The sequence below is a fragment of the Lentzea sp. NPDC036955 genome (genome assembly GCF_055608005.1).
On sequence record NZ_JBVJRC010000019.1, the window covers coordinates 19677 to 43635 of the forward strand.

Genomic DNA, 23959 nt, shown 5'->3' on the forward strand with positions numbered 1-23959 from the left:
GACCCCGCTGCCGGTCGATGGACGGGCACCGAGGCCGGCGTTCGAGGCCGAGTCACGGCGCGACTACAACGCGCCGGAGGAAGTCCGCGCTCCTGAGCCGCCCTCGATGCGCGATCGCCGATCCGCGGCGGCCGTGTGCAGCGTCGCCGACTTCACCAGCCGAACCGGCGTGGCGCTGGTCGACAAGATCCGGAGCTCGACGACCGACTGCGTGAACTCCCTGTTCAACCTCACCGGATCGGATGCCTACCACGCGTTCCGTGAAGCACAGATGGCCAGCGTTGCCCATGGGTTGCGCGACAACGGAACGACGTATCCCGGGAACAACTCGACGGGCACGGCGCAGCTGGTCCTGTACTTGCGGGCCGGGTACTACGTGCACTGGTACAACCAGTCCACGGTCGGGACGTACGGCCCGGCCCTGCAGACGGCCATCCAGGCCGGTCTGGACGGGTTCTTCGGCAGTTCGCGGGCTTTCGAGGTCAGTGACGCCAACGGCGAGGTGTTGGCCGAGGCGATCACGCTGATCGACAGCGCCGAACAGAACGCGCGCTACCTGAACGTCGTCAAGCGGATGTTGACGGGCTACAACACCTCGTACGACGCCTCCTGGTGGATGCTGAACGCGGTCAACAACGTGTACACCGTCCTCTTCCGGGGGCATCAGGTTCCGGAGTTCGTGTCGGCGGTGCAGCGCGACACCGGCGTGCTGGACACGTTGTACAACTTCGCGTCTAGCCACCTGGGGCTGCTCTCCGGGCAGCAGGGCTACCTCACGTCCAACGCGGGCCGGGAGCTCGGGCGGTTCTCGCAGTACTCCTCGCTGCGCGTGACCGTGCAGCCCAAGGTCAAGGGCTTGCTCGGCATGTCGTCGATCACGGGTCCGACCGCGCCGCTGTGGGTCGGGGTGGCGGAGATGACCGATGCCTACGACAAGCCGAACTGCGCTTACTACGACACCTGCGACCTGCAGGCCCGGTTGATGGCCGCGGTGTTGCCGATCACCCACCGGTGCAGTGCGTCGCTGAACATCCGGGCCCAGGAGATGACCAGCGCGCAACTGCGTGACACTTGTGTGAGTTTGGCGAACCAGGACGCCTACTTCCACAACGTGGTCAGGGACCCAGGTCCGGTGGCCAACGACTACAACACGACGCTCGAGGTCGTGGTGTACGACTCCAGCACGGACTACCAGACCTACGCGGGTGCGCAGTTCGGCATCGACACCAACAACGGTGGCATGTACCTGGAAGGCAATCCGGCCGCGTCGGGCAACCAGCCGCGGTTCATCGCCTACGAGGCGGAGTGGCTGCGCCCGCAGTTCGCGATCTGGAACCTCAACCACGAGTACACCCACTACCTCGACGGCCGGTTCAACATGTACGGCGACTTCGGCGCCGGAACGACCACGCCGACGATCTGGTGGATCGAAGGGTTCGCCGAGTACATCTCCTACCACTACCGCAACATCAACTACGACGCCGCGATCACCGAGGCCGGGCGGCGCACCTACGCGCTGAGCACGCTGTTCGACACGACCTACTCCCACGACACCACACGCGTGTACCGGTGGGGCTACCTCGCCGTGCGCTACATGCTCCAGTCCCACCCCGCCGACATGACCGCGGTGCTCAACCACTACCGCGCCGGCAACTGGAACGCCGCGCGCACCCTGCTCAAGAACACCATCGGCACCCGGTACGACACCGACTGGTACACCTGGCTGTCGGCCTGCGCGGCTGGCAACTGCGGCGGAGGCGGCGGCGGAAACCGGGCCCCCGTGGCGGAGTTCACCAGCACCGTCACCGGTCGCACGGTCACCCTCACCGACCGCTCCACCGACGCCGACGGCACCATCGCCTCCCGCCGGTGGGACTTCGGCGACGGAACCACCTCCACCGCCACCAACCCGACCAAGACCTACACCGCCGACGGCACCTACACCATCGCCCTCACCGTCACCGACAACAGCGGTTCGACGGCGACGACCTCCAGGCAGGTCGCCATCGGCAACGGCGGCGGCACGGCCGAATGCACGGGCAGCGACCTGCGTGCGCTCGGCAAGAACTGCCAGCGTTCCAACAGGTCGGTCAGCAACGGCGACTACGACTACCTCTTCCTGTCCCTGCCCGCGGGCACGCCGCAGCTGCGGATCACGGCCTCGGGCGGAACCGGCAACTGCGACCTGTTCTTCAGCCCCAGCTCGTGGGCGACCACCGCGAACGCCACTCAGCGCTCGGCCGGTGGCGACAACACCGAAGCGATCACCGTGAGCAACCCGTCCTCCGGCTACGTCTACATCAGCCTGAAGGGCGAGACCGGCTGCTCGGGCGTCACCGTGGCAACCCAGTACTGACCGATCACCACCTGCCCGACATCTTCACCGGTTGAGGCTGCGGCTCGGCGGGGCCACGTTCCGTCGAGCCGCACCTCCACCACCTGGGAAGAACGGCGAAGTCGAGTGGTTCCTGGACAACACCACCCCATCGTGTCGTAGTCCGGTGTTTGATTCGGCAGTACGGTCGAACCGAGGACGGCCGCCTCTCCTACCAGCTCAGGACGAAGACGGTGAGTGAGGGGTTCGGTCATGGCTTTGGACGTGCTCGACCTGTTGAAGGACGGGTTGCCGGAGAGTTCGGCGCCGAAGCGCCGAGTCGCGGTGGTCGGTGCCGGGATGGCGGGCTTGACGGCCGCCTTGCTGCTCAAGGAAGCCGGGCACGAGGTCACCGTCCTGGAAGGGCAGAACCGGTTGGGTGGGCGCATCCTCACCCACCGCGGGTTCGCGGGCGACATGTACGGCGAGTTCGGCGCGATGCGCTTCCCGGAGCAGCACCCCTTGGTGCAGTGGCTCATCAAGGACAAGTTCGGCCTCGCGACCAAGCCCTTCCCGATGTACGACGAGGACACGTTCATCTACCTGCAGGGCAAAGGCGTGCGGCGGCGCGACTTCGACGCGACCTCGTTCAACTTCGACCTGTCCACTGCAGAGGCCGACAAGGCACCGCACGAACTGCTGCGGCACACCGTGCAGCCGCTGATCGACCTGATGGAGAGCGAAGGCCCGGACAAGGCCTGGCAGAAGATCCTCGTCGACTACGACAAGTACACGCTGCTGGGCTACCTCAAGGAGCGCGGGCTCGGTGACGGCGCGCTGTCCATGCTCGGCCCGCTGTTCAACCTGGAGGGTCGCTACCACTTCTCGCTCGTCGAGTGGTTCTCCCACTACTACGAGGACGTCTTCGGCGATCTCACGTACATAGTGGACGGAGCAGAGTCGCTGCCCCGCGCGTTCGAGCCGTACCTGATGGACGACATCCGGCTCGGCGCGCAGGTGCACGGCATCGACCAGGACGAGAGCGGGGTGCGCGTGCACTACCGCTCGGGTCGCCGATCGCACACCGTCGTCGCGGACGAGGTGGTGGTGACCGTGCCGTTCGCGGCCCTGCGGCACATGGAGATCCAGGGCCTCGACCCGGACAAGTGGTACGCGATCCGCAACACCTACTACGGCCGCGCGCACAAGCTGTTCATGCAGTTCAGCGAGCGGTGGTGGGAGAGCGCGTACGGCATCACGCACGGGCTCACGGTGACCGACCTGGCCATCCGCAACATCGTCTACCCGCCAGCCGGTCAGGACCCCCGCTACCGCAAGGGTGTGATGATCGCGTCCTACTGCTGGGAGCAGGACAGCATGCCCTACACGCCGCTGGCCGGCGAGGAGAGCGTGCAGCAGGCGCTGGAGGACCTGGTCAAGATCCACCCGGAGGCGCGGGACACCTTCGAGTTCGGCGTCTACAAGGACTGGGCGCTCGACTGGTACGCGTGCGGCATCGGCCCGCTGTTCCGCGCGTTCGAGATGAGCGAGGGCTTCTACGAGGACGTGATCCGGCCGGTGGGCCGGGTGTGGTTCGCCAACGACGCGTGCGACCGCCGTCACCGCCGCTGGGTGGAGGGTGCGCTCAAGGCCGCGGTGAAGAACGCCTTCGCCATCAACGAGGGGCTGCGCGACGAGGTGCCCTGGAAGGACTAGCCCGAGTTTCAGCCCGGGGCGGCGAAGTGCGGGCCTTGGTTGATCACGGATGAAGCCCTTGGACGATCGTTCTTCCTGTCGAGGAAGATCGCTGCCAAGGGCTTCAGCGTGCAGGATGCCGGTGAAACCGGTGTGGGCAGGGGCCCTTTCGGCGGGCGGGCACGCTGTGCGACGCGGTGTTGCGTGTGGACTGGTGTCACCCGGTCGGGGACGGCAACGAGCCGGAGCGCGTCTACGGCCGCAGAATCGGACTCGTGGAGGCAACGGACAAGGTACTGCTGATCGACCTGGAGAACGTGGTCGGACCGAACCAGCCGCGTCCTCGCCTGCTGCGCGCGAGGGTGGGTGCGCTGGTGGCGGCGGCCGGGCCGGTTCATCACGTGATGGCCGGTTACAGCCATCCGGGCACGCACGAGGACCTCACGCTCAGCGTGCTGGCGGAGCTCGGGATCGCCGCGTGCCGGGTGCCGCAGCACGCCAACGCCGCCGAACACGCCTTGCTGTGCCACGCGCGGTATGCCCATCAGCAGGGCTGCCGCAGCTTCGCCGTGGCGTCGGCTGATCGTGCGTTCACCGCGCTGGCCGACTACGGGGAGTTCGACGTCCTGATCTGGGAGGGCCAGCCGGTCGCTGCCAGGTTGGAGGCCTGCGCACACCGCGTGGTGCGGGTACCGCGTCCGGTGCTCGCTCCGGTCGCCGCGGCTCGGTGAACTGCACGGCGGGCGGGAGCACCTGGGCGCCGAGCCGTGCGGTACCACCTGCGCAACCGATCGCCGATGTGGTCCGGGCCACCCGGCCCGTCAGGATCGCGTCAAAGCGGGTCCCCACCGTGTCAGGGACTCGTCGCGGGCCCTGACACCGCACCGGTGACCGGCGTGCAATCACCGGCATGACACTCGCGGAGTTGTTGCCCAGCACCGGGTGCTCCACCGGACCGGTGCCGGAACAGGGCCTGTGGCCGGACGGAACCCGGCTCGACGGCGCGGACCTCGTCATCGGTGGAGTGCCCGTCTCGCGGTTGGCAGCCCAGTTCGGCACGCCGTGCCAGGTGCTGGACGAGGCGACGGTGCGTGCGCGGGCACGGGCGTTCGTCAGCACGCTGCCCGAGGCGGAGGTGGTGTTCGCGGGGAAGTCACTGCCGTGTCCCGAGGTGTACCGGTGGATGGCCGCCGAAGGGCTTTCGCTGGACGTGTCGTCCGCGGGGGAGCTGGCGCTGGCGCGGGTCGCGGGGTTTCCGGCCGCGCGGATCGTCCTGCACGGCAACGTGAAGACCGGTGAGGACCTCAAAGCCGCGCTCGCGTACGGGGTGTCGCGGGTCGTGGTCGACTCGTTCGACGAGATCGCCCAGCTCGGCTCCCTCGCCCGGCACGGGCAGGAGGTGATGGTGCGGGTGACGCCCGGTGTGGACGCGCAGACCCACGCCGCCATCGCCACCGGGGTGGAGGACCAGAAGTTCGGGTTCTCGCTGGCGTCCGGTGTGGCGCTGGAGGCGGTGCAGCGGGTGGCGGAGCAGCCGTCGTTGCGGCTGGTCGGGGTGCACTGCCACATCGGGTCGCAGGTGCGGCACGTGGCCGCGTACGAGGAGGCGGTGCGGCGGATGGTCGGGTTGATCGCGTCGTGCGGGGTGCGGATCGAGCAGCTGGACCTGGGTGGCGGGTTCTGCGCGCCGTACCTGCCGGGGGAGCCGGCGTTCGACCTGGCCGGGTTCGCGCACCGGGTGCGGGTGGCGCTGAGCTACGAGTGCGGGGTGCACCGGGTGCCGGTGCCGCGGTTGCTCATCGAGCCGGGGCGGTCGATCGTCGCGAACGCCGGGGTGACGCTGTACCGGGTGTGCGCGGTGAAGCGGTCGGCGGCGAGGACGTTCGTGGCGGTGGACGGCGGGATGAGCGACAACCCGCGGCCGGCGTTGTACGGGGCGAAGTACGCGGTGCGGCTCGTCGGGCGGGGCGGCCGCCGGGCGCCGGTGACCGTGGTCGGGCGGCACTGCGAGGCCGGCGACGTGCTCGCGCAGGACGTGCCGCTGCCCGCGGACGTGCACGCCGGTGACCTGCTGGCGGTGCCCGTGACGGGTGCGTACCACCACGCGCTGGCGTCGAACTACAACCAGGTCGGCCGGCCGCCGGTCGTCGCGGTCCGCGACGGTGTGGCGCGGCCGGTCGTGCGGCGGGAGACCGAAGAAGACCTGCTGCGCCGATACGTCTGAGCACCTGGCCAGAAGTCTTGCCCGCCCCCTGCTTGCAGACGCCAGCAGAGCAAGGGGCGGGGGACTTGGGGCGGCGAAGGCACAACAGCTGGCAACCTGCGTGAGCGAAGCGGCTGTGTTGCGGCGGGCGCTCAGCCCGTGGCGAAGACGGGGTAGTGGTCGGACAGGTCGGTGTAGGTGTGCTTGCGGCCCCACGACCAGATCGTCCACTCCGGACTCTTCACCCGCCGGGTCTCGTTGACCAGTGGAGGTCCCTGGACCGTGAGCACGTAGTCGAGGTGCTCCGAGGCGTACTCGGGCCCGTACTGGTCGCGGCAGACGCTGTTGTCGGCGCAGTCCCACGAGTACGGGTGCCCGGTGATCGTCGGCGTCCGCGCGCCCAGTTCGGTGACCATGCTCGCGAACTCGGCGCTCGCCCGGACGACGTTGAGGTCACCCGCGACGTAGACGGGTTCGGTGGCGGGGATGGCGCGTGCGGTGAGGAACGCCCTGATCTCGGCCCGCTGCTTGGCCCGGTACCCGCCCGGCGCGCTGGTGCAGGCCGAGTCCTCCGCCTGCAGGTGGGTGCCGATCACGTGCAGCGGCCCGCTCGGCGCCTCGATGCGCACGTACGCGAACCCCTTGTTGGAGAACCAGTCCGCGCCGCACGCGTCGCGGTAGACGTGCTGGACCCGTGTCGTGATCGGCCACCGGCTCAGCACCGCCACACCGCCGTCCTCGGGCGTCTCGTCGCGGTAGGCGCCGCTCGTGACGTCCCAGCCGGCCCGGCTGCGACCCAGCACCGGCGTCTGGTGCGGGTAGGTGTCGCGCAGGTTGCCCAGCAGCCGGTCGGAGGCGGTGTTGTCGAAGGCCTCCTGCAGCACCACGACGTCCTGGCCGTTCAGCGTGCCGGTGCTGTCGATGAGGTCGGCGCGGGCGACCTGGCCCCAGTTGGGGTAGAGGTTCCGCGACAGCATGAAGACGTTGTAGGTGGCGATCTTCGGGGCGGTCGCGGCGGAGGCGGCGGTCGCCGGTGCCGCGGCGATCGCGAGCGCGACGGCGGCGGTGAGCGTGATCAGGCGCATGAGGGCCGATGGTGCAGTACGTGAAACTCCTTCACAACTGCTGGCGCATGGCCCGATGGTGTCGTATCGATTAAGTCCAGCCGACCGCTGCGCGTGGTCACTACGCTGGTGCGATGGGGGAGTTGCAGGCACGCAGGCGAGCCGGTGTGGTGGTCGGGGCGGTGGTGTTCGCGTCCGTGCTGGCCGGAGTGGTCGCGGCCATGCCGTCCGACGGGCCCGCGATCGAACGGGCTGAGGCGGAGGCGTTGCTCGACGAGGCGGTGCGGCTGGCCCCGGCGGGTGACCACGGCCGGTTCTGCGAGTCGGTCGCGCAGGTGCCCGGCATCTGCAGAGGGCTGGTGGACGACGCGCGCTCGTCGGGGCAGACCCCGGGCGGTGATCGTCCTGTCGTCGTGTCGTTCGAACCTGACGCCGGGTCCACCGGTGGCTCCCGGGTAGCGGTTCTGCGCCTGCGGGCGACCAGCGCCGACCGGTCGGTCGTCGAGAGCGACTTCGCCGTGGTGCGGTCCGGTGACGGGCGGCTCGCCGGCCTCACGCCGGTGTACTGGTCCGGCGTGCGGTACTCGGCCCGATAACCGGCTCAGCTCAACGCCGCGTCGAGCGAGATGGTGACGGGACGAGGGAGCGGGCCGGCCCCTTCTGCGCGGAACGCCTGCAGCAGGTAGGCCACGAGCCGGTGGGAGGCGTCCGCGGTCGCCTCGGGCGTACTGGCCCGGATTCCGCCGTTCGCCTGCAGGACGAGGGCGAGGTCGGCCGGGTCGAAGTCGCGGCGCAGCGCACCGGCCGCCTGGGCGCGGCGTAACAGTTCCGCGAAGCCCCGCTCGGCCTGCTCGCGCAGCGTCCTGAACTCCACCGCGTGCGGGAAGGCCGTGATGAACGCCTTGGAGAACCCCTGGTCCCTGGCCTGCATCGCGCACACCTGGGTGATCACCCGGCAGAACGCGCGCCACGGGTCGGGGTCGGCGAGGGCGGTGTCGAGCAGGCCGACGCACTCGTGCATCTGCTCGGAGAACGCCTCCGCGACCAGGTCCTCCTTGGTCGGGAACCGGCGGTAGAGGGTCGCGACGCCGAGGCCGGCGCGGCGTGCGATCTCGCTCATCGGGACCGCTAGCCCTTCCGCCGCGAAGACCTCCCGTGCCGTGTCGAGAATCCTGGTCCGGTTGGCGGCGGCGTCCGTGCGCAAGCGAGGCGATGTCGTCGACACCCCTCTCACTTTAAGCGAAGTGGATGACACCGTCCGGTTCCGGTCGTAGAACTGGAGCATGGTTTCCACTTCGATGCGGCTCGCGACCTACGACCGGTACGGGCCCGCTGAGGTCCTGTCCGTGACCACCGGGCCCGTCCCGCGGCCACGCCCCGGTGAGGTCCTGGTCCGGGTGCGGGCCGTGTCGGTCAACGGCGGCGAGCTGGCGATGCGTGCCGGGCGGCTGCGCCCGTTCAGCGGCAAGAGCTTTCCCAAGCGGGTGGGCATCGACCTGGTCGGCGAGGTCGTCGCGCCGGAGAACAGCAGGTTCGCGGCGGGTGACCTGGTCTGGGGCGTGCTGGGGCGGCGGATGGGCTCGGCCGCGGAGTACGTGGCCGTACCGGCCGAGCGGCTCGACCACGTTCCCGCCGGGCTCGACGCCGTGCAGGCCGCCGCCTTGCCCGTCGGGACCACGGCGATCACCGCGTTGCGCGACCTGGCCGCGCTCGCGCCCGGTGAGCGGCTGCTCGTCCGGGGAGCGACGGGCGGCGTCGGCTACATCGCCGTGCAGCTCGGGAAGGCGATGGGGGCGCACGTGACCGGGTTGGCCAGTGCCAAGAACCTGGACCTGGTGACCGGGCTCGGAGCGGACGAGGCGGTCGACTACCGCGCGCCCGGCGATCTGGGGCGTTTCGACGTCGTGCTCGACACCGTCGGCACCGACCTGCCCGCCTTCCGCCGGTTGCTCACCCCGCGCGGGCGGCTGGTGGCGATCGCGTTCGACCTCGACCGCCCGGTCCGCTCACTGGGTTACATCGCGGCGCACGCGCTGCACCGCACCCGCTGGACCCGCTTCTTCAGCGGCAACCCGACCGCCCCGCTGATCGCCGAGCTCGGCCGCCTGGTCGCGACCGGGGCGATCCGCCCGCAGGTCGACCGGGTGTTCCCGCTGGCCGACATCGCTGCCGCGCACGGTGCGCTGGAGCACGGCGGTGTGCGGGGCAAGGTGGTCGTGCAGATCGACTGAACCCGTGGTGCTACGGCCGCAGCAGCGCCTGGAGCTCGGCCAACGGCGTGCGGGCGAGAGCCGACCCGACCCCGCACGCCACCGCACCCGCCGCGAGCCACGCGGGCACGTCGGCCGGTGCGACACCGCCGGTCGGCACCAGCGGCGCGTGCGGCAGCACGGCGAGCACGTCCTCGACCCACCGCGGGGTGGGCGCCGGGAACACCTTCACGGCGTCCGCGCCCGCTTCCAGCGCCTGGACCACCTCGGTGACGGTGGCGGCACCGGGCAGCACGGCGGCGCCGTAGCGGTGACCGGCGCGGATCACGGCCGGTTCGAGGTTGGGCGCCACCAGGAACCGGGCGCCCGCGCGGACGGCGGCGACGGCGGAGGTCTCGTCCAGCACGGAACCGGCGCCGATGGTGGCGTCCGGGTGGCTCGCGCGCAGCTCGCGGATGGCGTCCAGCGCGCCGGGGTTGGTCAGCGGGAGCTCCAGCGACGTGAGGCCCGCGTCCAGCAACGGGACGGCGGCCTTCACCGCGGACTCGGCGTCGGTGGTGCGGACGATCGCGATGATGCCCTGCCGCACGACCGCCTGCGTGATCTCGTAGCGGTAGCTCACGCTCGCCACCCTACTGACCATCAACTGTGGACTGTTCCCGGCGCGGAGCCGGGACGCGCGCTGCCGGGGTCGGGCGATCCGTACGCCCTGACCGGGTCGGTAATGTCTGTCCGATGGGGATCGTCCGCATCGGCGTGTTCTACGACGGCACGTGGTTCGCCTACCTCAGCGACTTCTACGCCACCGCGCACCGGCGGGCGGCGCGGATCTCGGTGGACGGGCTGCACGACGCCGTGCGCTGGTTCGTCCACGCCGAGACCGGCCGGCCGCTCGACGAGTGCGTGGTCGCGGAGGCCCACTACGTGCGCGGCCGCATCGAGACCCCGGCGGCGTCGTTCGACGCGGTGCTGAACGCCGCCGGGATCACGCGGCACGACATGCCGTTGCACGGCGGCAAGGAGAAGGGCGTCGACGTCCACCTCGCGCTGGAGGCCTGGGACCGGGCGACCACCGTGCCGCTGGACTGGGTCGTCCTGCTCACCGGTGACGCGGACTTCGCGCCGCTGGTGACCAGGCTGACCGCGCGCGGCGTGCACGTGGTGCTGCCGGTGGTGGACGTGCGGTCGGGGGAGGACATGCCCTCGTGGACCCCGCGCACCGCCGCGCCGTTGCGGGCCGCGACGCCGTTCACGCCGGGGTTCGACGAGCTGTTCGCGCCCGGTGACCAGCCGGACTACCCGCTGCGCCGGGCGTTCGTGCGCTCGTCGGAGGCGGTGGCGTCACCGGTCGGCGCACCGCGCGGCCGCCGCAGGGGCACGGTCGCGACCTGGAAGTCCGGGCAGTCGCACGGCTTCATCACCGACTCCAAGGGCGGGTCGTGGTTCGTCTCGCGCGACGACCTGCCGGAGGGGCTGACGCTGCTGCTGGCGGGAACACCGGTGTCGTTCACCGGATCGCCGGTGCCGATGGCGGGCCGCAAGTACCCGCGGGCGCAGTCCGTGCGGCTCGGCGACGTGCCGCCACCGGCCAAGTGAGACGGCTGTGACACAGCACATGATTACAGCACGTGCGTGAGTGGGCACTCTACGGCGCATGGATTTACCCATCCAGGTGATCGCCGTCGTGCTCGCCGCTGTCCTCGCGCCCGCCGCCCCCGAGGCCGGTCGGCCCGGCTGGTTCACCTCGTGGGCGCAGTCGCAGCAAAACCTCGCCCCGGTCGCCGTGCGCGACCAGTCGCTGCGGATGATCACGCACCTCAGCCAGGGCGGCAACGCCGTGCGGGTCAGGCTGCAGAACACGTTCGGGCGGCAGCCGCTGACCGTCGACCGCACCACCGCGGGGCTCAGCACCGGTGACGCGGCGGTCTCCCGGCCGGTGGACGTCACGTTCGGCGGGCGCCGGAGCGTGACCATCCCGGCCGGTGGCGAGGTGTGGAGCGACCGGACCCCGCTCGACACGGCGCCGGGCACCGACCTCGCGGTCAGCACGTACGTCAGCGGCGACGTCGTCCCCGGCCGGCACGAGTCGGCGTTCCGCGACAACTACCTCACCCCGGCGGGCTCGGGTGACCACACGGCCGACACCGGCGCCGCCGCCTACACCGAACGCGTCCAGTCGACGTACCTCGTCAGCGCCGTGGACGTGTTCAACCCGCGGCTGCGGGGGACGATCGTGTCGTTCGGCAGCTCGGTGGTCGACGGCGTCGGCAGCACGAATTGCGGTCCGGGCTGCACCGAGCTCGGCACGAACAAGCGCTGGACGGACGTGCTCGCACGGCGGATCGTGGCCGAACTGCCCGCCGACCAGCAGTTGGCCGTGGCCAACGCGGGCGTCAGTGGCACGACGAGCGCCGTCTGCCCGAGGACACCGGATGCGTTCGTCGGACTCGATGCGTTGTCACGGCTGGAAAGGGACGTTCTCGCGCTGCACGGCGTCACCGACGTCATTTACTACTACGGCACGAACGACATCGCGAACGGCTGCACGGCCAACGACATCGTCACCAGCTATCGCGCCGTGTTCGACCGTCTGCGCAAGGCCGGTATCGACGTGCACGTCACGCCGATCACGCCGCGACCCGGTTACAGCGACCAGAACAACGTGGACCGGCACACCGTCAACGACTTCGTGAAGCGCGGCGGCGACTGCTCCGGCACCTGCGCCGAGGTCGTGGACCTCGACCAGGTGCTGGAAGACCCGCTGCGGCCCAACAGCATCAACCCGCTCTACGACACCGGCGACGGCGTGCACGCGAACATCAGGGGACAGCAGGCGATCGCCGACTACGTGGCGCTGAAGTCGTTCCGCTGACCTCAGTGCAGCAGGTCGGCGTTGATGTGCGCGCCCGCGAGCGCTCCGGCCGCGGCGGACGCGCCGACCTGCGCGGTGGGGTCGGTGGCGTTGCCCGCGACCCACACGCCCGGCACGTCGGTGGTGCCCGCCGCGCCGCTGACGAACCGGCGGCCCAGCCCGTTGGGCAGGTCCTCCACCGGCAGGCCGAGCCCCTCGACGCCCTCGGTGCGGGCGAGCATCCTGGTGACGACGGCGATCACCCGGCGCGGCACGACCTCGCCGTCGGTGAGCCGGACGCCGCTGATGTCGTCGCCGTCGGACTCGACCTCCGCGACGGGCGTGTCCACGACCCGGATGCCCTTCGCGGCGAAGCTCGCGCGGGTCTCGGCGTCGAGCCCCGTGCCGTTCGCGAAGTAGACGAGGTCGTCGGTGAGCTGCCGGAACAGCAGCGCGTGGTGCACCGACGCCGGGCCGACCGCGAGCACGCCGATCGGTTCGTCGCGCACCTCCCAGCCGTGGCAGTACGGGCAGTGCACCAGGCCGCGGCCCCAGTGGCGGGCCAGGCCGGGCACGTCGGGGAGCACGTCGCGCAGCCCGGTGGCGACGAGCAGCCGGCGGGCGTGCAGGACCCGGCCGTCCCTCAGCGTGACGGTGAAGCCGTCCTGCACCCGTGCGGTCGCCGCGACCTCGCCGGCGATGATCTGCCCGCCATAGCCCTCGACCTCCTCGCGGCCGCGTTTGAGCAGGTCGGCGGGCGGGATGCCGTCGTGGCCGAGGAGGCCGTGCACGCCGTGGGCGGGCGCGTTGCGGGGCGTGCCGCTGTCGACCACGGCAACGGTGCGGCGGGAACGGGCCAGCATGAGGGCGCCGCTCAGTCCGGCGGCACCACCGCCGATCACCACGGCGTCGAAGTTCTTCGTCATGGCACCGACGGTAGGTGCGCCTTGCGGATCGAGCATACGATCGTGCGCATGACGCAAGAAGATGGTGAGCTGGACAGCCTCGTGCGCAAACGGATCCGCGCGTTGCGGCTCGCGCAGGGCTGGTCGCTGGAGGAGCTGGCGACCCGCGCGCGGCTGAGCCCGTCCTCGCTCAGCCGCATCGAGAACGGTCAGCGCCGCCTCGCCCTCGACCAGCTCGTCGTGCTCGCGCGGGCGCTGGACACCTCGCTGGACCAGCTCGTCGAGACCGACACCGAGGACGTGATCGTCAGCCCGCTGATCGACGGCGCGCACGGCCAGATGCGCTGGCCGATCAGGGCCGAGCCCGGCATCACCGTGATCCGCCAGCGCATGACCACCCCGCCGCCGGACAGCCCCTCGGGCCTGCGCGCGCACTCCGGGCACGAGTGGCTCGTCGTGCTGTCCGGGACCGCGATCCTGCTGCTGGGCAACCGCCGGTACCGCGTGGAGACCAACCAGGCCGCCGAGTTCCCGACGATGCTGCCGCACGCCATCGGCACCGCGGGCGGGCCGTGCGAGGTCATGGGCATCTTCGACCGCGAGGCGCGGCGGGGGCACAACGAGCGGAAAACGGGCTGATCTTGCGCTTCCGGCAGGGCTGAGGACGACCTGTTTGCTTCCTGCGCAAGACGCCGTGCATCTGGCGCACGGCGGTCCTAGTTTGAGTTGCATGAACCACGAGCACGGACACGGACACGGCGCTGGTCACGGCCACAGCCACGACCACGGGATGGCGGACATCCTCGACCTCGACGCCGAGGTGGTCGCCGAGCACACCGCCGACCTCATCCGGTGGCTGCCCGTCGACCGCCCCCGCCAGGTCGTGGACCTGGGCTGCGGCACCGGCGCCGGCACGTTCGCGCTGCTGGCCGAGTTCCCGGAGGCGCACGTCACCGCGGTCGACACGGACGTCGACCACCTGCGGCGCCTGCGCGAGAAGGCCTGCGAGCTCGGCCTCGCCGACCGCGTGACCACCGTCCAGGCCGACCTGGACACCACCTGGCCCGACCTCGGCACCCCGGACCTGGTGTGGGCATCGGCCTCGATGCACCACATGGCCGACCCCGCACGCGCCCTGCGTCAGGTCCACGACGTCCTCGCTCCGGGCGGCCTGTTCGCGGTCGTCGAGCTCGCCGGCTTCCCCCGCTTCCTCGGCACCGACCTCGAAGACCGCATCCACGCCGCCAGCGACCGCCGCCACGCCGACCTCGTCCCGCACCGCGGCGCCGACTGGGGCCCGAAGCTGACCGCCGCCGGTTTCACCGTGGAGGCCGAGCGCACCCTCGCCATCCACCTCCCGCAGTCCGAAGTGGTCGGTCGGTACGCACTGGCCGGCCTGCGGCGCATGCGCGGCACCGTCGACGACGTGCTGTCCGCGGAGGACCTGGCCGCGTTCGACGACCTCCTCGACCCGCACAGCCCCACCGGTCTGCTGCACCGCACCGATCTGGCCGTGCGCACCGAACGTTCCGTGTGGGCCGCACGAAAGGCATAGCTCACGAGATGACAATCGGCGCCGCTGCCTGTCCGGCAACTTGTCCGGTCTGACATGCCTGATACCTCCGAACGGCCGTAGCAGGGACTCCGAACCCTGTGCGTGGATGTATGGGAGCGCTCTTACAACGTTGTAAATTCGAAGGGGAATCTCGCCGATGAGGAAAGCCGCCCCCGCACTCCTCGCCCTGCTGCTCACACTGGGCGTCATGCCAGGAACACCACCGGCCGGCGCCGCCGAGCCCGTGCACGGGCTGAAGGGCGAGTACTTCAGCATGTCGGCGCCGGGGGCCAGGGACTTCGCGAACCTCGCCGGCACGGTGCTCGACGCCGAGGTCAACCACTCGGACCTCACCTCGACGTTCGGGTTCCTGGCCGGGCGCACCGAGCACACGACGGCGCGGTGGACCGGGCAGATCGCGGTGCCGCAGACCGGTGACTACACGTTCCACGCCATCGGGGACAACGGGTTCCGGCTCTTCGTGGACGGGCAGCCGGTCATCGACCACTGGGTGGGGGACTGGGACCGCGAGCAGACCAGTGCGCCGGTCGCGCTCACCGCGGGGCGCCAGTACGACTTCCGGTTGGAGATGTTCCAGGACGTCGGCGGCGCCAACATGTACCTGCGCTGGTCGAGCGCGACCACGCCGAAGCAGATCGTGCCGGAGTCCGCGTTCACGCCGCCCGCGGACTTCCGGGTCGTGCCGCGCAGCGCGCAGGTCTCGAAGGACGGGCGGACGCTCACCGCGGACTTCGACGGGCGCGTCACGGGGACGTCCGACCTCAGGGAGCACCTGCGGGTCGAGGTCGACGCCACGCCGATGCCGGTCTCGGTCGTCACGGCCAGCCGCGGCAGGGTGACCGTGCGGCTCGCGGAGGAAGTGCTCAAGAGCCAGCGGGTGAAGATCTACTACGACGGTGCCGGTGCGCTCGCCGTGGACGGGCGGAAGGTCGAGAAGACGGCCCGCACGGTGAAGAACACCTCGGCCGAGCGGCTCAGGACGCCGTGGGGCGAGAACTTCGACGCGCGCAACCCCTTGCCGGAGTACCCGCGGCCGCAGCTCGAACGCGACCGGTGGCTCAACCTCAACGGGCCGTGGGAGTTCGCGGGTGCCAAGGCCGGTGAGCAGCCGCGGTTCGGCAAGAAGCTGCCGGAGAAGATCATCGTGCCGTACCCGGTCGAGTCGCAGCTCTCCGGCCTCGAACGGCACGAGGACCACATGTTCTACCGCAGGACCGTCACCGTGCCGCACGACTGGCGGATCGGCAGCGGGCAGCGGCTCAAGCTCAACTTCGGCGCCGTCGACTACCAGGCCAAGGTCTGGGTGAACGGCACGCTGGTCGCCGAGCACACCGGTGGCTACACGGCGTTCAGCGCGGACATCACCGACGCCCTCAAGCGCGGTGAGCAGGAGATCGTCGTCGCCGTCACCGACACCACCGGCCCGCACCAGCCCAAGGGCAAGCAGTCGCCCGACCCCAGCGGCATCTTCTACACGCCGTCGTCGGGCATCTGGCAGACCGTGTGGCTGGAACCGGTCGCGGACAAGGGCATCGACGGGATCAAGACGACCCCGGACCTGGCCACCGGCACGCTCACGGTCAACGTGCGGTCCGCCGGCACCGGGACCGTCACGGCCGTCGCCCGCGACGCCAGGGGCAAGCAGGTCGGCACCGTCACCGGGCCGGCGAACGCGGACCTGGCGCTGCCCGTGCCGAACGCGCACCTGTGGACGCCGGACGACCCGTACCTCTACAAGCTCGACGTCACGCTCGGCAAGGACAAGGTCAAGAGCTACTTCGGCATGCGCTCGACCGGCATCGCGAACGTCGGCGGCACGCCCAAGCTGACCCTCAACGGCCAGCCGGTCTTCAACCTCATGCAGCTCGACCAGGGCTTCTACCCGGACGGCCTGAACACCGCGCCCAGTGACGAGGCGCTGGTCTTCGACCTGAAGGCGCAGAAGGACCTCGGCTTCAACGCGGTGCGCAAGCACATCAAGGCGGAGCCCGCCCGCTGGTACTACCACGCGGACCGGCTCGGACTGCTGGTGTGGCAGGACTTCGTGTCGCTGGAGGACGGCAACGACCCCGGCGCGCAGCAGGCCTTCGTCAGCCAGGGCCGCGAGCTGATGGAGCAGCTGCACAACTACCCGTCCATCTACGCCTGGATCGTGTTCAACGAGGGCTGGGGCGAGTGGGACCGCACGGTCACCGGCCAGATCACCGACCAGGTCAAGGCCGCCGACCCGAGCCGGATCGTCAACGCCCACAGCGGCGTGAACTGCTGCGCGTCCAAGGGCGACAGCGGCAGGGGTGACGTGCTCGACCACCACGACTACAACAACACCGACCCGGCCCGCCCGGACGGCAAGCGCGTCGTGGTGGACGGCGAGCACGGCGGCTTCACGCTGCGCACGCCGGGGCACCAGTGGCCGGGCGCGCCGATCGCGATCTACAGCGGTGTGGCGGACAAGGCGGCGCTGACGGCGAAGTACGTCGACAACACCCGCACGTTCTACCTCGGTCAGGCTCGCGCCGAGCTGTCCGCGTCGGTCTACACCCAGGTCACGGACCTGGAGGGCGAGCTCAACGGCCTGTGGACCTACGACCGCAAGCGCATCAAGGTCGACCCCGGTCCCGTCCGCGAGATCAACCGGCGCGTCATCGAGGCCGGGGCGAACGCGGGCAAGCCGTACCCGTACGCGGGCAGCGGCGAGTGGAAGCTCGACGAGACCAGGGGAGCCGTCGCCGAGGACTCGACCGGCAAGAACCCGCTCACGCTCAGCCCGACCGGCGCCACCTGGAAGGACGGCGCGCTGCAGTTCCACAACGGCTCGGCGGACACCTACGGCCCGGTGGTCGACACGACCGGCGACTACGCGGTGTCCGCGAAGGTGCGGCTCGACGAGGTGCCCGGCAACTACGCCACCGCCGTCAGCCAGGACGGCCGCGAGCGGGAGAACCCCTTCTACCTGCAGTACGGGCAGGGCGCGTTCGCGTTCAGCACGCCGGGCGGCAACCGGGCCCGGTTCGAGACCACGCCGGAGATCGGCCGCTGGTACGAGCTGAAGGGGGAGCGCAGGGGCGGCGAGATCCGGCTCTACGTGGACGGCGCGCTGGTCGCCACCGCGGCGGCGGGTCCGGCGGTCGTGAGCACCGGCGCGTTCACGGTGGGACGAGCCAAGTACAACGGCCAGAACGTCGACTTCTGGCCTGGTGCGATCAAGGACGTGCGCGTCACGTCCTGATGTTGGGAGAACGCTCTCCCTGCGTGGTACAACCGGTGGCATGAGCAAGAGCGCACCCACGTTGGAGGACGTCGCCAGAGTTGCGGGTGTCTCGCGCGCGACCGTGTCGCGCGTGGTCAACGGCACCCGCAACGTCGACCCTCAGCTCCAGGAGACGGTGCGCAGCGCGATCGAGCAGACCGGGTACTCGCCCAACCGGGCGGCCCGGTCCCTCGTGACCCGCAGGACCGGCACGGTCGCGCTGGTGATCTCCGGTGCCGGCGGCGGGTCGGACGTGTTCACCGACCCGTTCTTCGGCCGAGTCGCGGCGGGCGTGGTCGACTTCCTGCGCCCGCACAGCGTGCACCCGGTGCTCATGCTCGCCGACTCCGAACCGGCCAGGACCGAGGTGGTCGAGTTCCTGCGGCAGGGCAGTGCCGACGGCGCGCTGCTCGTCACCACCCACCCCGCCGACCCGTTGCCGGCCCGGCTGCTGGCCGCCGGGGTGCCCTCGGTGCTCTACGCCCGGCCCGGCGCGCCCACGCCCGTCAGCTACGTCGACATGGACCACCGCGCGGGCGGGCGGCTCGCGGCCGACCACCTGGTGGCGTCCGGGCGCACGGACGTCGTCACCATCTCCGGCCCGCTCGACGTGCTGGCGAGCCAGGACCGGCTCGCGGGGTTCCGCGATGCCATGGCCCGCCACGGTTTCCCGTACGTGCCGAGCGCGGAGGGCGGGTTCACGGCGGAGAGCGGCGGGGCCGCGATGACCCGGCTGCTCACCGAGCACCCCGACCTCGACGGCGTCTTCGCCGCCAACGACCTGATGGCGCAGGCGGCGGTGTTCGTCATCCAGGAGCACGGGCTGCGCGTCCCCGACGACGTGGCGGTCGTGGGCTTCGACGACAGCACGCCCGCGCTCGCGTGCCGCCCGCAGCTCACGACCGTGCGGCAGCCGGTCGAGCAGATGGCCGCCGCGATGGCCGAGCTGCTGCTCACCGACCTGGAAAAACCGGGACAACGCCCGAGATCCGTCATCTTCGAACCGGAACTCGTCGTCCGCGCCTCTGCTTGATTGACCTGTCCGACACACGGGGTTAACGTTCGGGAGAGCGCTCTCACGGCGACCGGTCGCCACCCGTCCCGGGCTCAACGCCCCTTCGTGTCAGGCAGGATCATGGGCATACCCCTGTCCAGGGTGGCCGCGCTCTCCGCCGCCGCCCTGTGTCTCGTGACCACCGTCAGCGCCACGACCTCGACCTCCGCCGGTGCCGCCGCGTGCGGCACCGCCAACGTCGCCCTCAACAAGACCGCCACGGCGTCCTCGACCGAGAACGGTGGCACCCCGGCGTCCGCCGCCGTCGACGGCAACGCGGGTTCGCGGTGGTCGTCGCAGTTCTCCGACCCGCAGTGGGTGCAGGTCGACCTCGGCTCCACGCAGCAGGTCTGCCGGGTGACCCTGGCCTGGGAGGGGGCGTACGGCAAGGCGTTCCAGGTGCAGGTGAGCAACAACGCGAGCTCCTGGAGCACCCTGTACTCGACCACGACCGGTACCGGCGGCACGCAGGCACTGGACGTCACCGGGTCCGGCCGGTACGTGCGGGTGCTGGGCACCCAGCGCGGCACCGGGTACGGCTACTCGTTGTGGGAGCTGAGCGTCAACGCGGTGACCGACTCGACCGGGGTGCCGCCGACGGACCCGCGGAACCCGGACTTCGGGCCGAACGTGTTCGTGTACGGGCCGGGGTCGTCGCAGTCGGAGATGCAGTCGCGGCTGGACGCGATCTCCGCGCAGATGAAGACCAACCAGTTCGGGCCGCAGCGCTACGCCGTGTTGTTCAAGCCGGGCAGCTACAACGCCGATGTGAACCTGCGGTTCTACACGCAGGTCGCGGGTCTGGGGCTGAACCCGGACGACGTGAACATCAACGGCCACATCCGCGTCGAGGCCGACTGGTTGCAGCAGGGCGACGACCCGAACAACCTCGGCAACGCGACGCAGAACTTCTGGCGTGGCGCGGAGAACCTGTCGGTGACGCTGCCGGCCAACCAGATCGAACGCTGGGCGGTGTCGCAGGCCACGGCGTACCGGCGGATGCACCTGCGTGGCCAGGCGCACCTGTGGAACGGCTACGACGGCTGGGCCAGCGGTGGCCTGATCGTCGACAGCAAGATCGACGGCGTGGTCGTCTCCGGTTCGCAGCAGCAGTTCCTCACCCGCAACAGCAACCTCGCGGGCGGCTGGTCCGGCTCGGTGTGGAACATGGTGTTCGCCGGCACGCAGGGCGCCCCTGCCGACCACTTCCCGAACCCGTCGCACACGACCGTGGACACCTCTCCGGTGACGCGCGAGAAGCCGTACCTGTACCTCGACGGCTCCGGTGAGTACCGGGTCTTCCTGCCCGCGCTGCGCACCAACTCCCGCGGCACCAGCTGGGAGAACGGCAACCCCGGCACGTCGGTGTCGCTGGCGGACTTCTTCATCGTCAAGCCCGGCACGCCGGTCGCGACCACCAACGCCGCACTGGCCCAGGGCAAGCACCTGCTGCTCACGCCCGGTGTGCACCAGGTCGACGACACGATCCGCATCACCCGCCCGAACACCGTCGTGCTCGGCCTGGGCCTCGCCACGCTGACGCCGACCACCGGGAAGGCCGCGCTCACCACGTCCGATGTGGACGGTGTCCGGCTGGCCGGCTTCCTGGTCGACGCCGGCGTGCAGAACTCCCCGGTGCTGCTGGAGATCGGTGACGCCGGCACCGCGGACCACTCGGCGAACCCGACCTCGCTGCACGACGTGTACCTGCGCGTCGGCGGTTCCCAGGCGGGCAAGGCGACGGTCAGCATGCGGGTCAACAGCCGCAACACGATCATCGACCACACCTGGGTCTGGCGCGCCGACCACGGCGAGGGCGTCAGCTGGACCGCCAACCCCGGCCAGAACGGCGTGGTCGTCAACGGCGACAACGTCATCGCCTACGGCCTGTTCGTCGAGCACTACCAGCAGCACAACCTGATCTGGAACGGCAACGGCGGCCGGGTGTACCTCTACCAGAACGAGCTGCCGTACGACCCGCCGAACCAGGCGGCGTGGATGAACGGCTCCAAGCGCGGCTGGGCCGGCTACAAGGTCGCCGACTCGGTGACCACGCACCAGGCGTTCGGCGTCGGCGTGTACTGCTTCAACCAGGCCAACCCGGGCGTGGTCACGGACAACGCGTTCGAGGCGCCGAACCGGGCAGGCGTGCGGTTCACGCACCTGGTCGCGGTGTCGCTGGGCGGTGTGGGCACGATCGCCAACGTCATCAACGGCACCGGCGGGCAGGCGGACCTCGCGAACCAGGTCCGCTACGTCGTGAGCTACCCCTGACAGCGGGATGAGCGCCTGACGGGCGCCGCGGCCACCCCGGTCGCGGCGCCCGTTCTGCTCCGCGGTGGAAGGGGAACACCCCAGGGCACGCGCCGCCCCGGGGTGCGGGGAAGGGGAGAACGCTACCTCGGCAACCGGTAGTCCGGGCCGAGGGCGGCACCCCTCTGCGGCTTGTACAGGTCATATCCACGCGGGTCGCACTGGAGACCACCGTTGATGCAGTGGCGGACCAGCGCGGCCTGGGTGGGCGCGTCCCAGGCGTTCATGAAGTCGTAGTGCCAGGTGTAGCCGCGGCCGCTGGAGAGCCGGACGCGCGACATGTCACCGGACACCGGGAACGCCATCTTGAACTCGATCATCGGCACCGCCACCGGGTGCGACGACGGGCAGACGAGCGTCGCGCGGTCCGGGTACGCCATGTGCGACCTGTGGTCAGCCGAGTCGAGGTCGCGGCCGTTCCAGCAGCTCGGTGCCTGGTAGCGGATGTTGAGCTGGGTGCCGGGCGGGCAGTGCGCCGGGATGTCCCAGTTGTGGGAGCTGTCACCGCACTCCCAGCCCTCCACGGCGCCGGGCGCGGTGCGGAACTGCTCCTGGGTGGCACCGGGACTGCCGACCACGAACCGGATGCCCGGCGGGAACGGCACCACGTCCTGGTACCTCAGGATGCCGGACTTGTAGTAGATGACCTGCGGGAAGTTCGGCGGCACCACCTGGTCGCCGTTGTAGACCGACGGGAACCAGTAGGCGGACCTGTCGTCGGGCGTCCTGCAGTTGGTCTGGGCTGCCCGCAGCGAGTCGGTGGTGGTGCGGGCGTTGGTGGACGGGTTGCCGAGGAACGTGTGGAGGTGCGACGCGCCCGCCAGCCCCGGGAAGACGATCGGGTCGTCCGGGAGGTGGTGCGTGACCGAGCAGTTCGCCTGGAACTCGTGGTGCGTGACCAGGTCGTCGGCCTGGGCTTGCTGCACGACGACAACTGCCGCCACGAGGGTGGCCGCTGCCGTCAGTGCGCTGAGCTTTCTGGACAACTGTGTCCTCCTGCCGATGGTGGGTACCGGCTTGGAGAGCGCTCTCCCACTCAGGTTCCCGCTCCGGTCCGCGAGGTGTCAAGACCGGTTCTTTGACAGCGCGGACGTCTCGTCGTACCGTGCGACAGGAAGGCTGTGAGAGCGCTCTCCCCGCACGCGGCCTCAGGTTCCACCGGTTGAGCAGTTCTGCGGTTCCCGTCGCGCCGGGGAGCTGACAGGGTGACCGCGTGGTGCACATGGGGGAACGGCACGGAGTGGGCCCGGCGTTGGCCCAGGTGAGTCTGGCGGGGGTGGCCGGCGCGCTGGTCGTCTCGTGCGGGATCGGGCCCGTGGTCGTGTCGCTGTTCGGCGGCCCGGTGGTGGCCGTCGTCGTCGGCGGGGTCCTGGTCGTGGTGCTCGTCGCCGCGCTGACCGCCGCGGCGTCCGTGGCGCCGGGGGAGTCGTGGCTCACCGGGAACGTCGGCGGGCGGGTGTGCTGGGCGCTGCTCGTCGGCGGCGCCGGAACCGGTGCGTGGCTGCTCGCCTGGAGCGTGTCCGACGAGGCACGCCTGGGCCTCAGCGAGTCCCCGTGGCTGTGGTGGCCCGCCACGGCCCTGCTGTTCGCGCTGGTGGCGGGGGTGTTGCTGCGCCGCTGGTACCTGGCGCTCACCTCGTTCGCGGTGCTCGTCGCGGTGGCGCTGCTGATGCTGCGCGCACTCGCGGGCGCGTTGCCGTCCGATGTGGAGCAACGCCTGGCCGTGAGCCAGGTGCCGCGCACGTCGATGATGGTGACCGCGGTGCCCGGCTACCACCTGGTGCCGGCCCAGGGGGTGTGGCACCTCGTATCCGACGACCTCGACCCGAACGCGCCGTCGCCCGACGTCTCCCTGCACGCGCTGCCGGACGGCCCGGACTGCCGGTTCGAGCCGCACGACTCCCGTTACCCGTTCACGGACCGCTGCGAGGTCGAGCGCCCCGGCCTGTTCTTCCTGGACGGCACGCCGGTCCGCATCGGCTACGCCCACCGCGTCGGCACCACGCGCCTGCTGCTGACCGCGCCGCCGTCGTTCGACCGGGCCGTGCTGCGCGAGGCGGTGCTCACCGCACGGGTCACCGACGGCGTGGCGACCGCCGTGGTGCCCGGTTACTCGGCCGGGTCCGCTTCGCCGCAGGGCACCCACTTCACCCCCGATGACCGCTCACTGCTGCCCGGCGCCCGGTACGTCTCGGTCGGACCCCGGCTGGGCGCGGGCTTCGGCGAGTGCACCTTCGGCGCGCAGGTGTGCGAGACCGAGTCGCCGGCGTTGCGCTACGAGCGCTTCACCGATGGCCAGATGTATGTGCGCACCGAGGGTGGCCGTGAGTTCGAGATCAGGGGCGGTCCCGGCGTTGACCGCGAGGTCCTGCGCACGGCCGCGCTCGCCGCCCGTTCCGCCACCGACGAGGAGGCGCTGGCGATGCTGCCGCCACCACCCCCGTCCCCGCCGGACCGCTCGCTCATGGCGTCCGTGCGCACTTTGTCCCGCACCCTGTTCAACTAACCCCCTTGCAGATGCCGG

At 70.7% G+C, this 23959-nt stretch carries 19 protein-coding genes; 14 read left to right on the forward strand and 5 right to left on the reverse strand.

Annotated elements, in window-relative coordinates; translation table 11 throughout:
- The first annotated feature begins 106 nt into the window (after positions 1 to 106).
- The 4 genes from ACZ7CF_RS40995 to lysA all read left to right on the forward strand — a co-directional run bounded on the left by ACZ7CF_RS40995 (position 107) and on the right by lysA (position 6233).
- Positions 107 to 2356, forward strand: coding sequence for a collagenase (locus tag ACZ7CF_RS40995; protein ID WP_470372404.1), 2250 nt, complete (start codon positions 107 to 109; stop codon positions 2354 to 2356).
- Between the two features lie 231 nt (positions 2357 to 2587).
- Positions 2588 to 4030, forward strand: coding sequence for a flavin monoamine oxidase family protein (locus ACZ7CF_RS41000; protein ID WP_470372405.1), 1443 nt, complete (start codon positions 2588 to 2590; stop codon positions 4028 to 4030).
- Positions 4031 to 4284: 254 nt separating this feature from the next.
- The gene (locus tag ACZ7CF_RS41005; RefSeq protein WP_470372406.1) at positions 4285 to 4740 is read left to right on the forward strand and encodes a hypothetical protein; all 456 of its coding nucleotides are present in this window, start codon (positions 4285 to 4287) and stop codon (positions 4738 to 4740) included.
- A 179-nt stretch (positions 4741 to 4919) separates the two neighbouring features.
- Positions 4920 to 6233: a diaminopimelate decarboxylase gene (gene lysA, locus ACZ7CF_RS41010; RefSeq protein ID WP_470372407.1), complete on the forward strand. Its 1314-nt coding sequence runs from the start codon at positions 4920 to 4922 to the stop codon at positions 6231 to 6233.
- Positions 6234 to 6364: 131 nt separating this feature from the next.
- On the opposite strand, the gene sph is transcribed toward lysA, so the two are convergent.
- Positions 6365 to 7297 (reverse strand): sphingomyelin phosphodiesterase, encoded by a 933-nt coding sequence (sph, locus tag ACZ7CF_RS41015; protein WP_470372408.1) that lies wholly within the window; start codon positions 7295 to 7297, stop codon positions 6365 to 6367.
- 113 nt (positions 7298 to 7410) lie between these two features.
- On the opposite strand from sph, the gene ACZ7CF_RS41020 reads away from it, so the two are divergent.
- The gene (locus ACZ7CF_RS41020) at positions 7411 to 7872 is read left to right on the forward strand and encodes a hypothetical protein (RefSeq protein WP_470372409.1); all 462 of its coding nucleotides are present in this window, start codon (positions 7411 to 7413) and stop codon (positions 7870 to 7872) included.
- A gap of 5 nt (positions 7873 to 7877) precedes the next feature.
- Here ACZ7CF_RS41020 and ACZ7CF_RS41025 read toward each other — a convergent pair whose 3' ends face one another.
- Positions 7878 to 8501, reverse strand: a complete 624-nt coding sequence (locus ACZ7CF_RS41025; protein WP_470372410.1) for a TetR/AcrR family transcriptional regulator — start codon at positions 8499 to 8501, stop codon at positions 7878 to 7880.
- Between the two features lie 58 nt (positions 8502 to 8559).
- Between ACZ7CF_RS41025 and ACZ7CF_RS41030 the strand changes: the two genes are divergently transcribed.
- The gene (locus tag ACZ7CF_RS41030; RefSeq protein WP_360400506.1) at positions 8560 to 9507 is read left to right on the forward strand and encodes an NAD(P)-dependent alcohol dehydrogenase; all 948 of its coding nucleotides are present in this window, start codon (positions 8560 to 8562) and stop codon (positions 9505 to 9507) included.
- 10 nt (positions 9508 to 9517) lie between these two features.
- Here ACZ7CF_RS41030 and ACZ7CF_RS41035 read toward each other — a convergent pair whose 3' ends face one another.
- Positions 9518 to 10108 (reverse strand): bifunctional 4-hydroxy-2-oxoglutarate aldolase/2-dehydro-3-deoxy-phosphogluconate aldolase, encoded by a 591-nt coding sequence (locus ACZ7CF_RS41035; RefSeq protein ID WP_470372411.1) that lies wholly within the window; start codon positions 10106 to 10108, stop codon positions 9518 to 9520.
- Positions 10109 to 10221: 113 nt separating this feature from the next.
- Between ACZ7CF_RS41035 and ACZ7CF_RS41040 the strand changes: the two genes are divergently transcribed.
- On the forward strand, positions 10222 to 11082 hold the full coding sequence (locus ACZ7CF_RS41040; RefSeq protein ID WP_360400500.1) for an NYN domain-containing protein: 861 nt from the start codon (positions 10222 to 10224) through the stop codon (positions 11080 to 11082).
- Positions 11083 to 11140: 58 nt separating this feature from the next.
- Positions 11141 to 12358, forward strand: a complete 1218-nt coding sequence (locus ACZ7CF_RS41045; protein WP_470372412.1) for a GDSL-type esterase/lipase family protein — start codon at positions 11141 to 11143, stop codon at positions 12356 to 12358.
- A 2-nt stretch (positions 12359 to 12360) separates the two neighbouring features.
- On the opposite strand, the gene ACZ7CF_RS41050 is transcribed toward ACZ7CF_RS41045, so the two are convergent.
- Positions 12361 to 13263 (reverse strand): NAD(P)/FAD-dependent oxidoreductase, encoded by a 903-nt coding sequence (locus ACZ7CF_RS41050; protein ID WP_470372413.1) that lies wholly within the window; start codon positions 13261 to 13263, stop codon positions 12361 to 12363.
- A 48-nt stretch (positions 13264 to 13311) separates the two neighbouring features.
- Between ACZ7CF_RS41050 and ACZ7CF_RS41055 the strand changes: the two genes are divergently transcribed.
- The 5 genes from ACZ7CF_RS41055 to ACZ7CF_RS41075 all read left to right on the forward strand — a co-directional run bounded on the left by ACZ7CF_RS41055 (position 13312) and on the right by ACZ7CF_RS41075 (position 21396).
- Positions 13312 to 13881 carry a helix-turn-helix domain-containing protein gene (locus ACZ7CF_RS41055; protein WP_360400491.1) on the forward strand — a complete coding sequence of 190 codons (570 nt, stop codon included), beginning with the start codon at positions 13312 to 13314 and terminating at the stop codon, positions 13879 to 13881.
- A gap of 91 nt (positions 13882 to 13972) precedes the next feature.
- Positions 13973 to 14797 (forward strand): class I SAM-dependent methyltransferase, encoded by an 825-nt coding sequence (locus ACZ7CF_RS41060; RefSeq protein ID WP_470372414.1) that lies wholly within the window; start codon positions 13973 to 13975, stop codon positions 14795 to 14797.
- Between the two features lie 157 nt (positions 14798 to 14954).
- Positions 14955 to 18047: a PA14 domain-containing protein gene (locus tag ACZ7CF_RS41065; protein WP_470372415.1), complete on the forward strand. Its 3093-nt coding sequence runs from the start codon at positions 14955 to 14957 to the stop codon at positions 18045 to 18047.
- A 40-nt stretch (positions 18048 to 18087) separates the two neighbouring features.
- Complete coding sequence (locus ACZ7CF_RS41070; RefSeq protein WP_360400482.1) at positions 18088 to 19101, forward strand: LacI family DNA-binding transcriptional regulator; 1014 nt, start codon at positions 18088 to 18090, stop codon at positions 19099 to 19101.
- Between the two features lie 102 nt (positions 19102 to 19203).
- The gene (locus ACZ7CF_RS41075; protein WP_470372416.1) at positions 19204 to 21396 is read left to right on the forward strand and encodes a discoidin domain-containing protein; all 2193 of its coding nucleotides are present in this window, start codon (positions 19204 to 19206) and stop codon (positions 21394 to 21396) included.
- Between the two features lie 122 nt (positions 21397 to 21518).
- Here the strand turns inward: ACZ7CF_RS41075 and ACZ7CF_RS41080 are convergent, their stop codons facing one another.
- Entirely contained in the window at positions 21519 to 22421 is a 903-nt protein-coding gene (locus tag ACZ7CF_RS41080) for a DUF1996 domain-containing protein (protein ID WP_470372417.1), read from the reverse strand.
- A 227-nt stretch (positions 22422 to 22648) separates the two neighbouring features.
- Here ACZ7CF_RS41080 and ACZ7CF_RS41085 point away from each other — a divergent pair, with 227 nt between their 5' ends.
- Positions 22649 to 23941 (forward strand): hypothetical protein, encoded by a 1293-nt coding sequence (locus ACZ7CF_RS41085; RefSeq protein ID WP_470372418.1) that lies wholly within the window; start codon positions 22649 to 22651, stop codon positions 23939 to 23941.
- The last annotated feature ends 18 nt before the right edge of the window (positions 23942 to 23959 follow it).

Bases quoted from the DNA above. Each gene is read 5' to 3' on its own strand.
- ACZ7CF_RS40995 (WP_470372404.1), top strand. From the start codon at position 107: ATGCGCGATCGCCGATCCGCGGCGGCCGTGTGCAGCGTCGCCGACTTC.
- ACZ7CF_RS41000 (WP_470372405.1), top strand. From the start codon at position 2,588: ATGGCTTTGGACGTGCTCGACCTGTTGAAGGACGGGTTGCCGGAGAGT.
- lysA (WP_470372407.1), top strand. From the start codon at position 4,920: ATGACACTCGCGGAGTTGTTGCCCAGCACCGGGTGCTCCACCGGACCG.
- sph (WP_470372408.1), bottom strand. From the start codon at position 7,297: ATGCGCCTGATCACGCTCACCGCCGCCGTCGCGCTCGCGATCGCCGCG.
- ACZ7CF_RS41020 (WP_470372409.1), top strand. From the start codon at position 7,411: ATGGGGGAGTTGCAGGCACGCAGGCGAGCCGGTGTGGTGGTCGGGGCG.
- ACZ7CF_RS41030 (WP_360400506.1), top strand. From the start codon at position 8,560: ATGGTTTCCACTTCGATGCGGCTCGCGACCTACGACCGGTACGGGCCC.
- ACZ7CF_RS41040 (WP_360400500.1), top strand. From the start codon at position 10,222: ATGGGGATCGTCCGCATCGGCGTGTTCTACGACGGCACGTGGTTCGCC.
- ACZ7CF_RS41045 (WP_470372412.1), top strand. From the start codon at position 11,141: ATGGATTTACCCATCCAGGTGATCGCCGTCGTGCTCGCCGCTGTCCTC.
- ACZ7CF_RS41050 (WP_470372413.1), bottom strand. From the start codon at position 13,263: ATGACGAAGAACTTCGACGCCGTGGTGATCGGCGGTGGTGCCGCCGGA.
- ACZ7CF_RS41055 (WP_360400491.1), top strand. From the start codon at position 13,312: ATGACGCAAGAAGATGGTGAGCTGGACAGCCTCGTGCGCAAACGGATC.
- ACZ7CF_RS41060 (WP_470372414.1), top strand. From the start codon at position 13,973: ATGAACCACGAGCACGGACACGGACACGGCGCTGGTCACGGCCACAGC.
- ACZ7CF_RS41065 (WP_470372415.1), top strand. From the start codon at position 14,955: ATGAGGAAAGCCGCCCCCGCACTCCTCGCCCTGCTGCTCACACTGGGC.
- ACZ7CF_RS41070 (WP_360400482.1), top strand. From the start codon at position 18,088: ATGAGCAAGAGCGCACCCACGTTGGAGGACGTCGCCAGAGTTGCGGGT.
- ACZ7CF_RS41075 (WP_470372416.1), top strand. From the start codon at position 19,204: ATGGGCATACCCCTGTCCAGGGTGGCCGCGCTCTCCGCCGCCGCCCTG.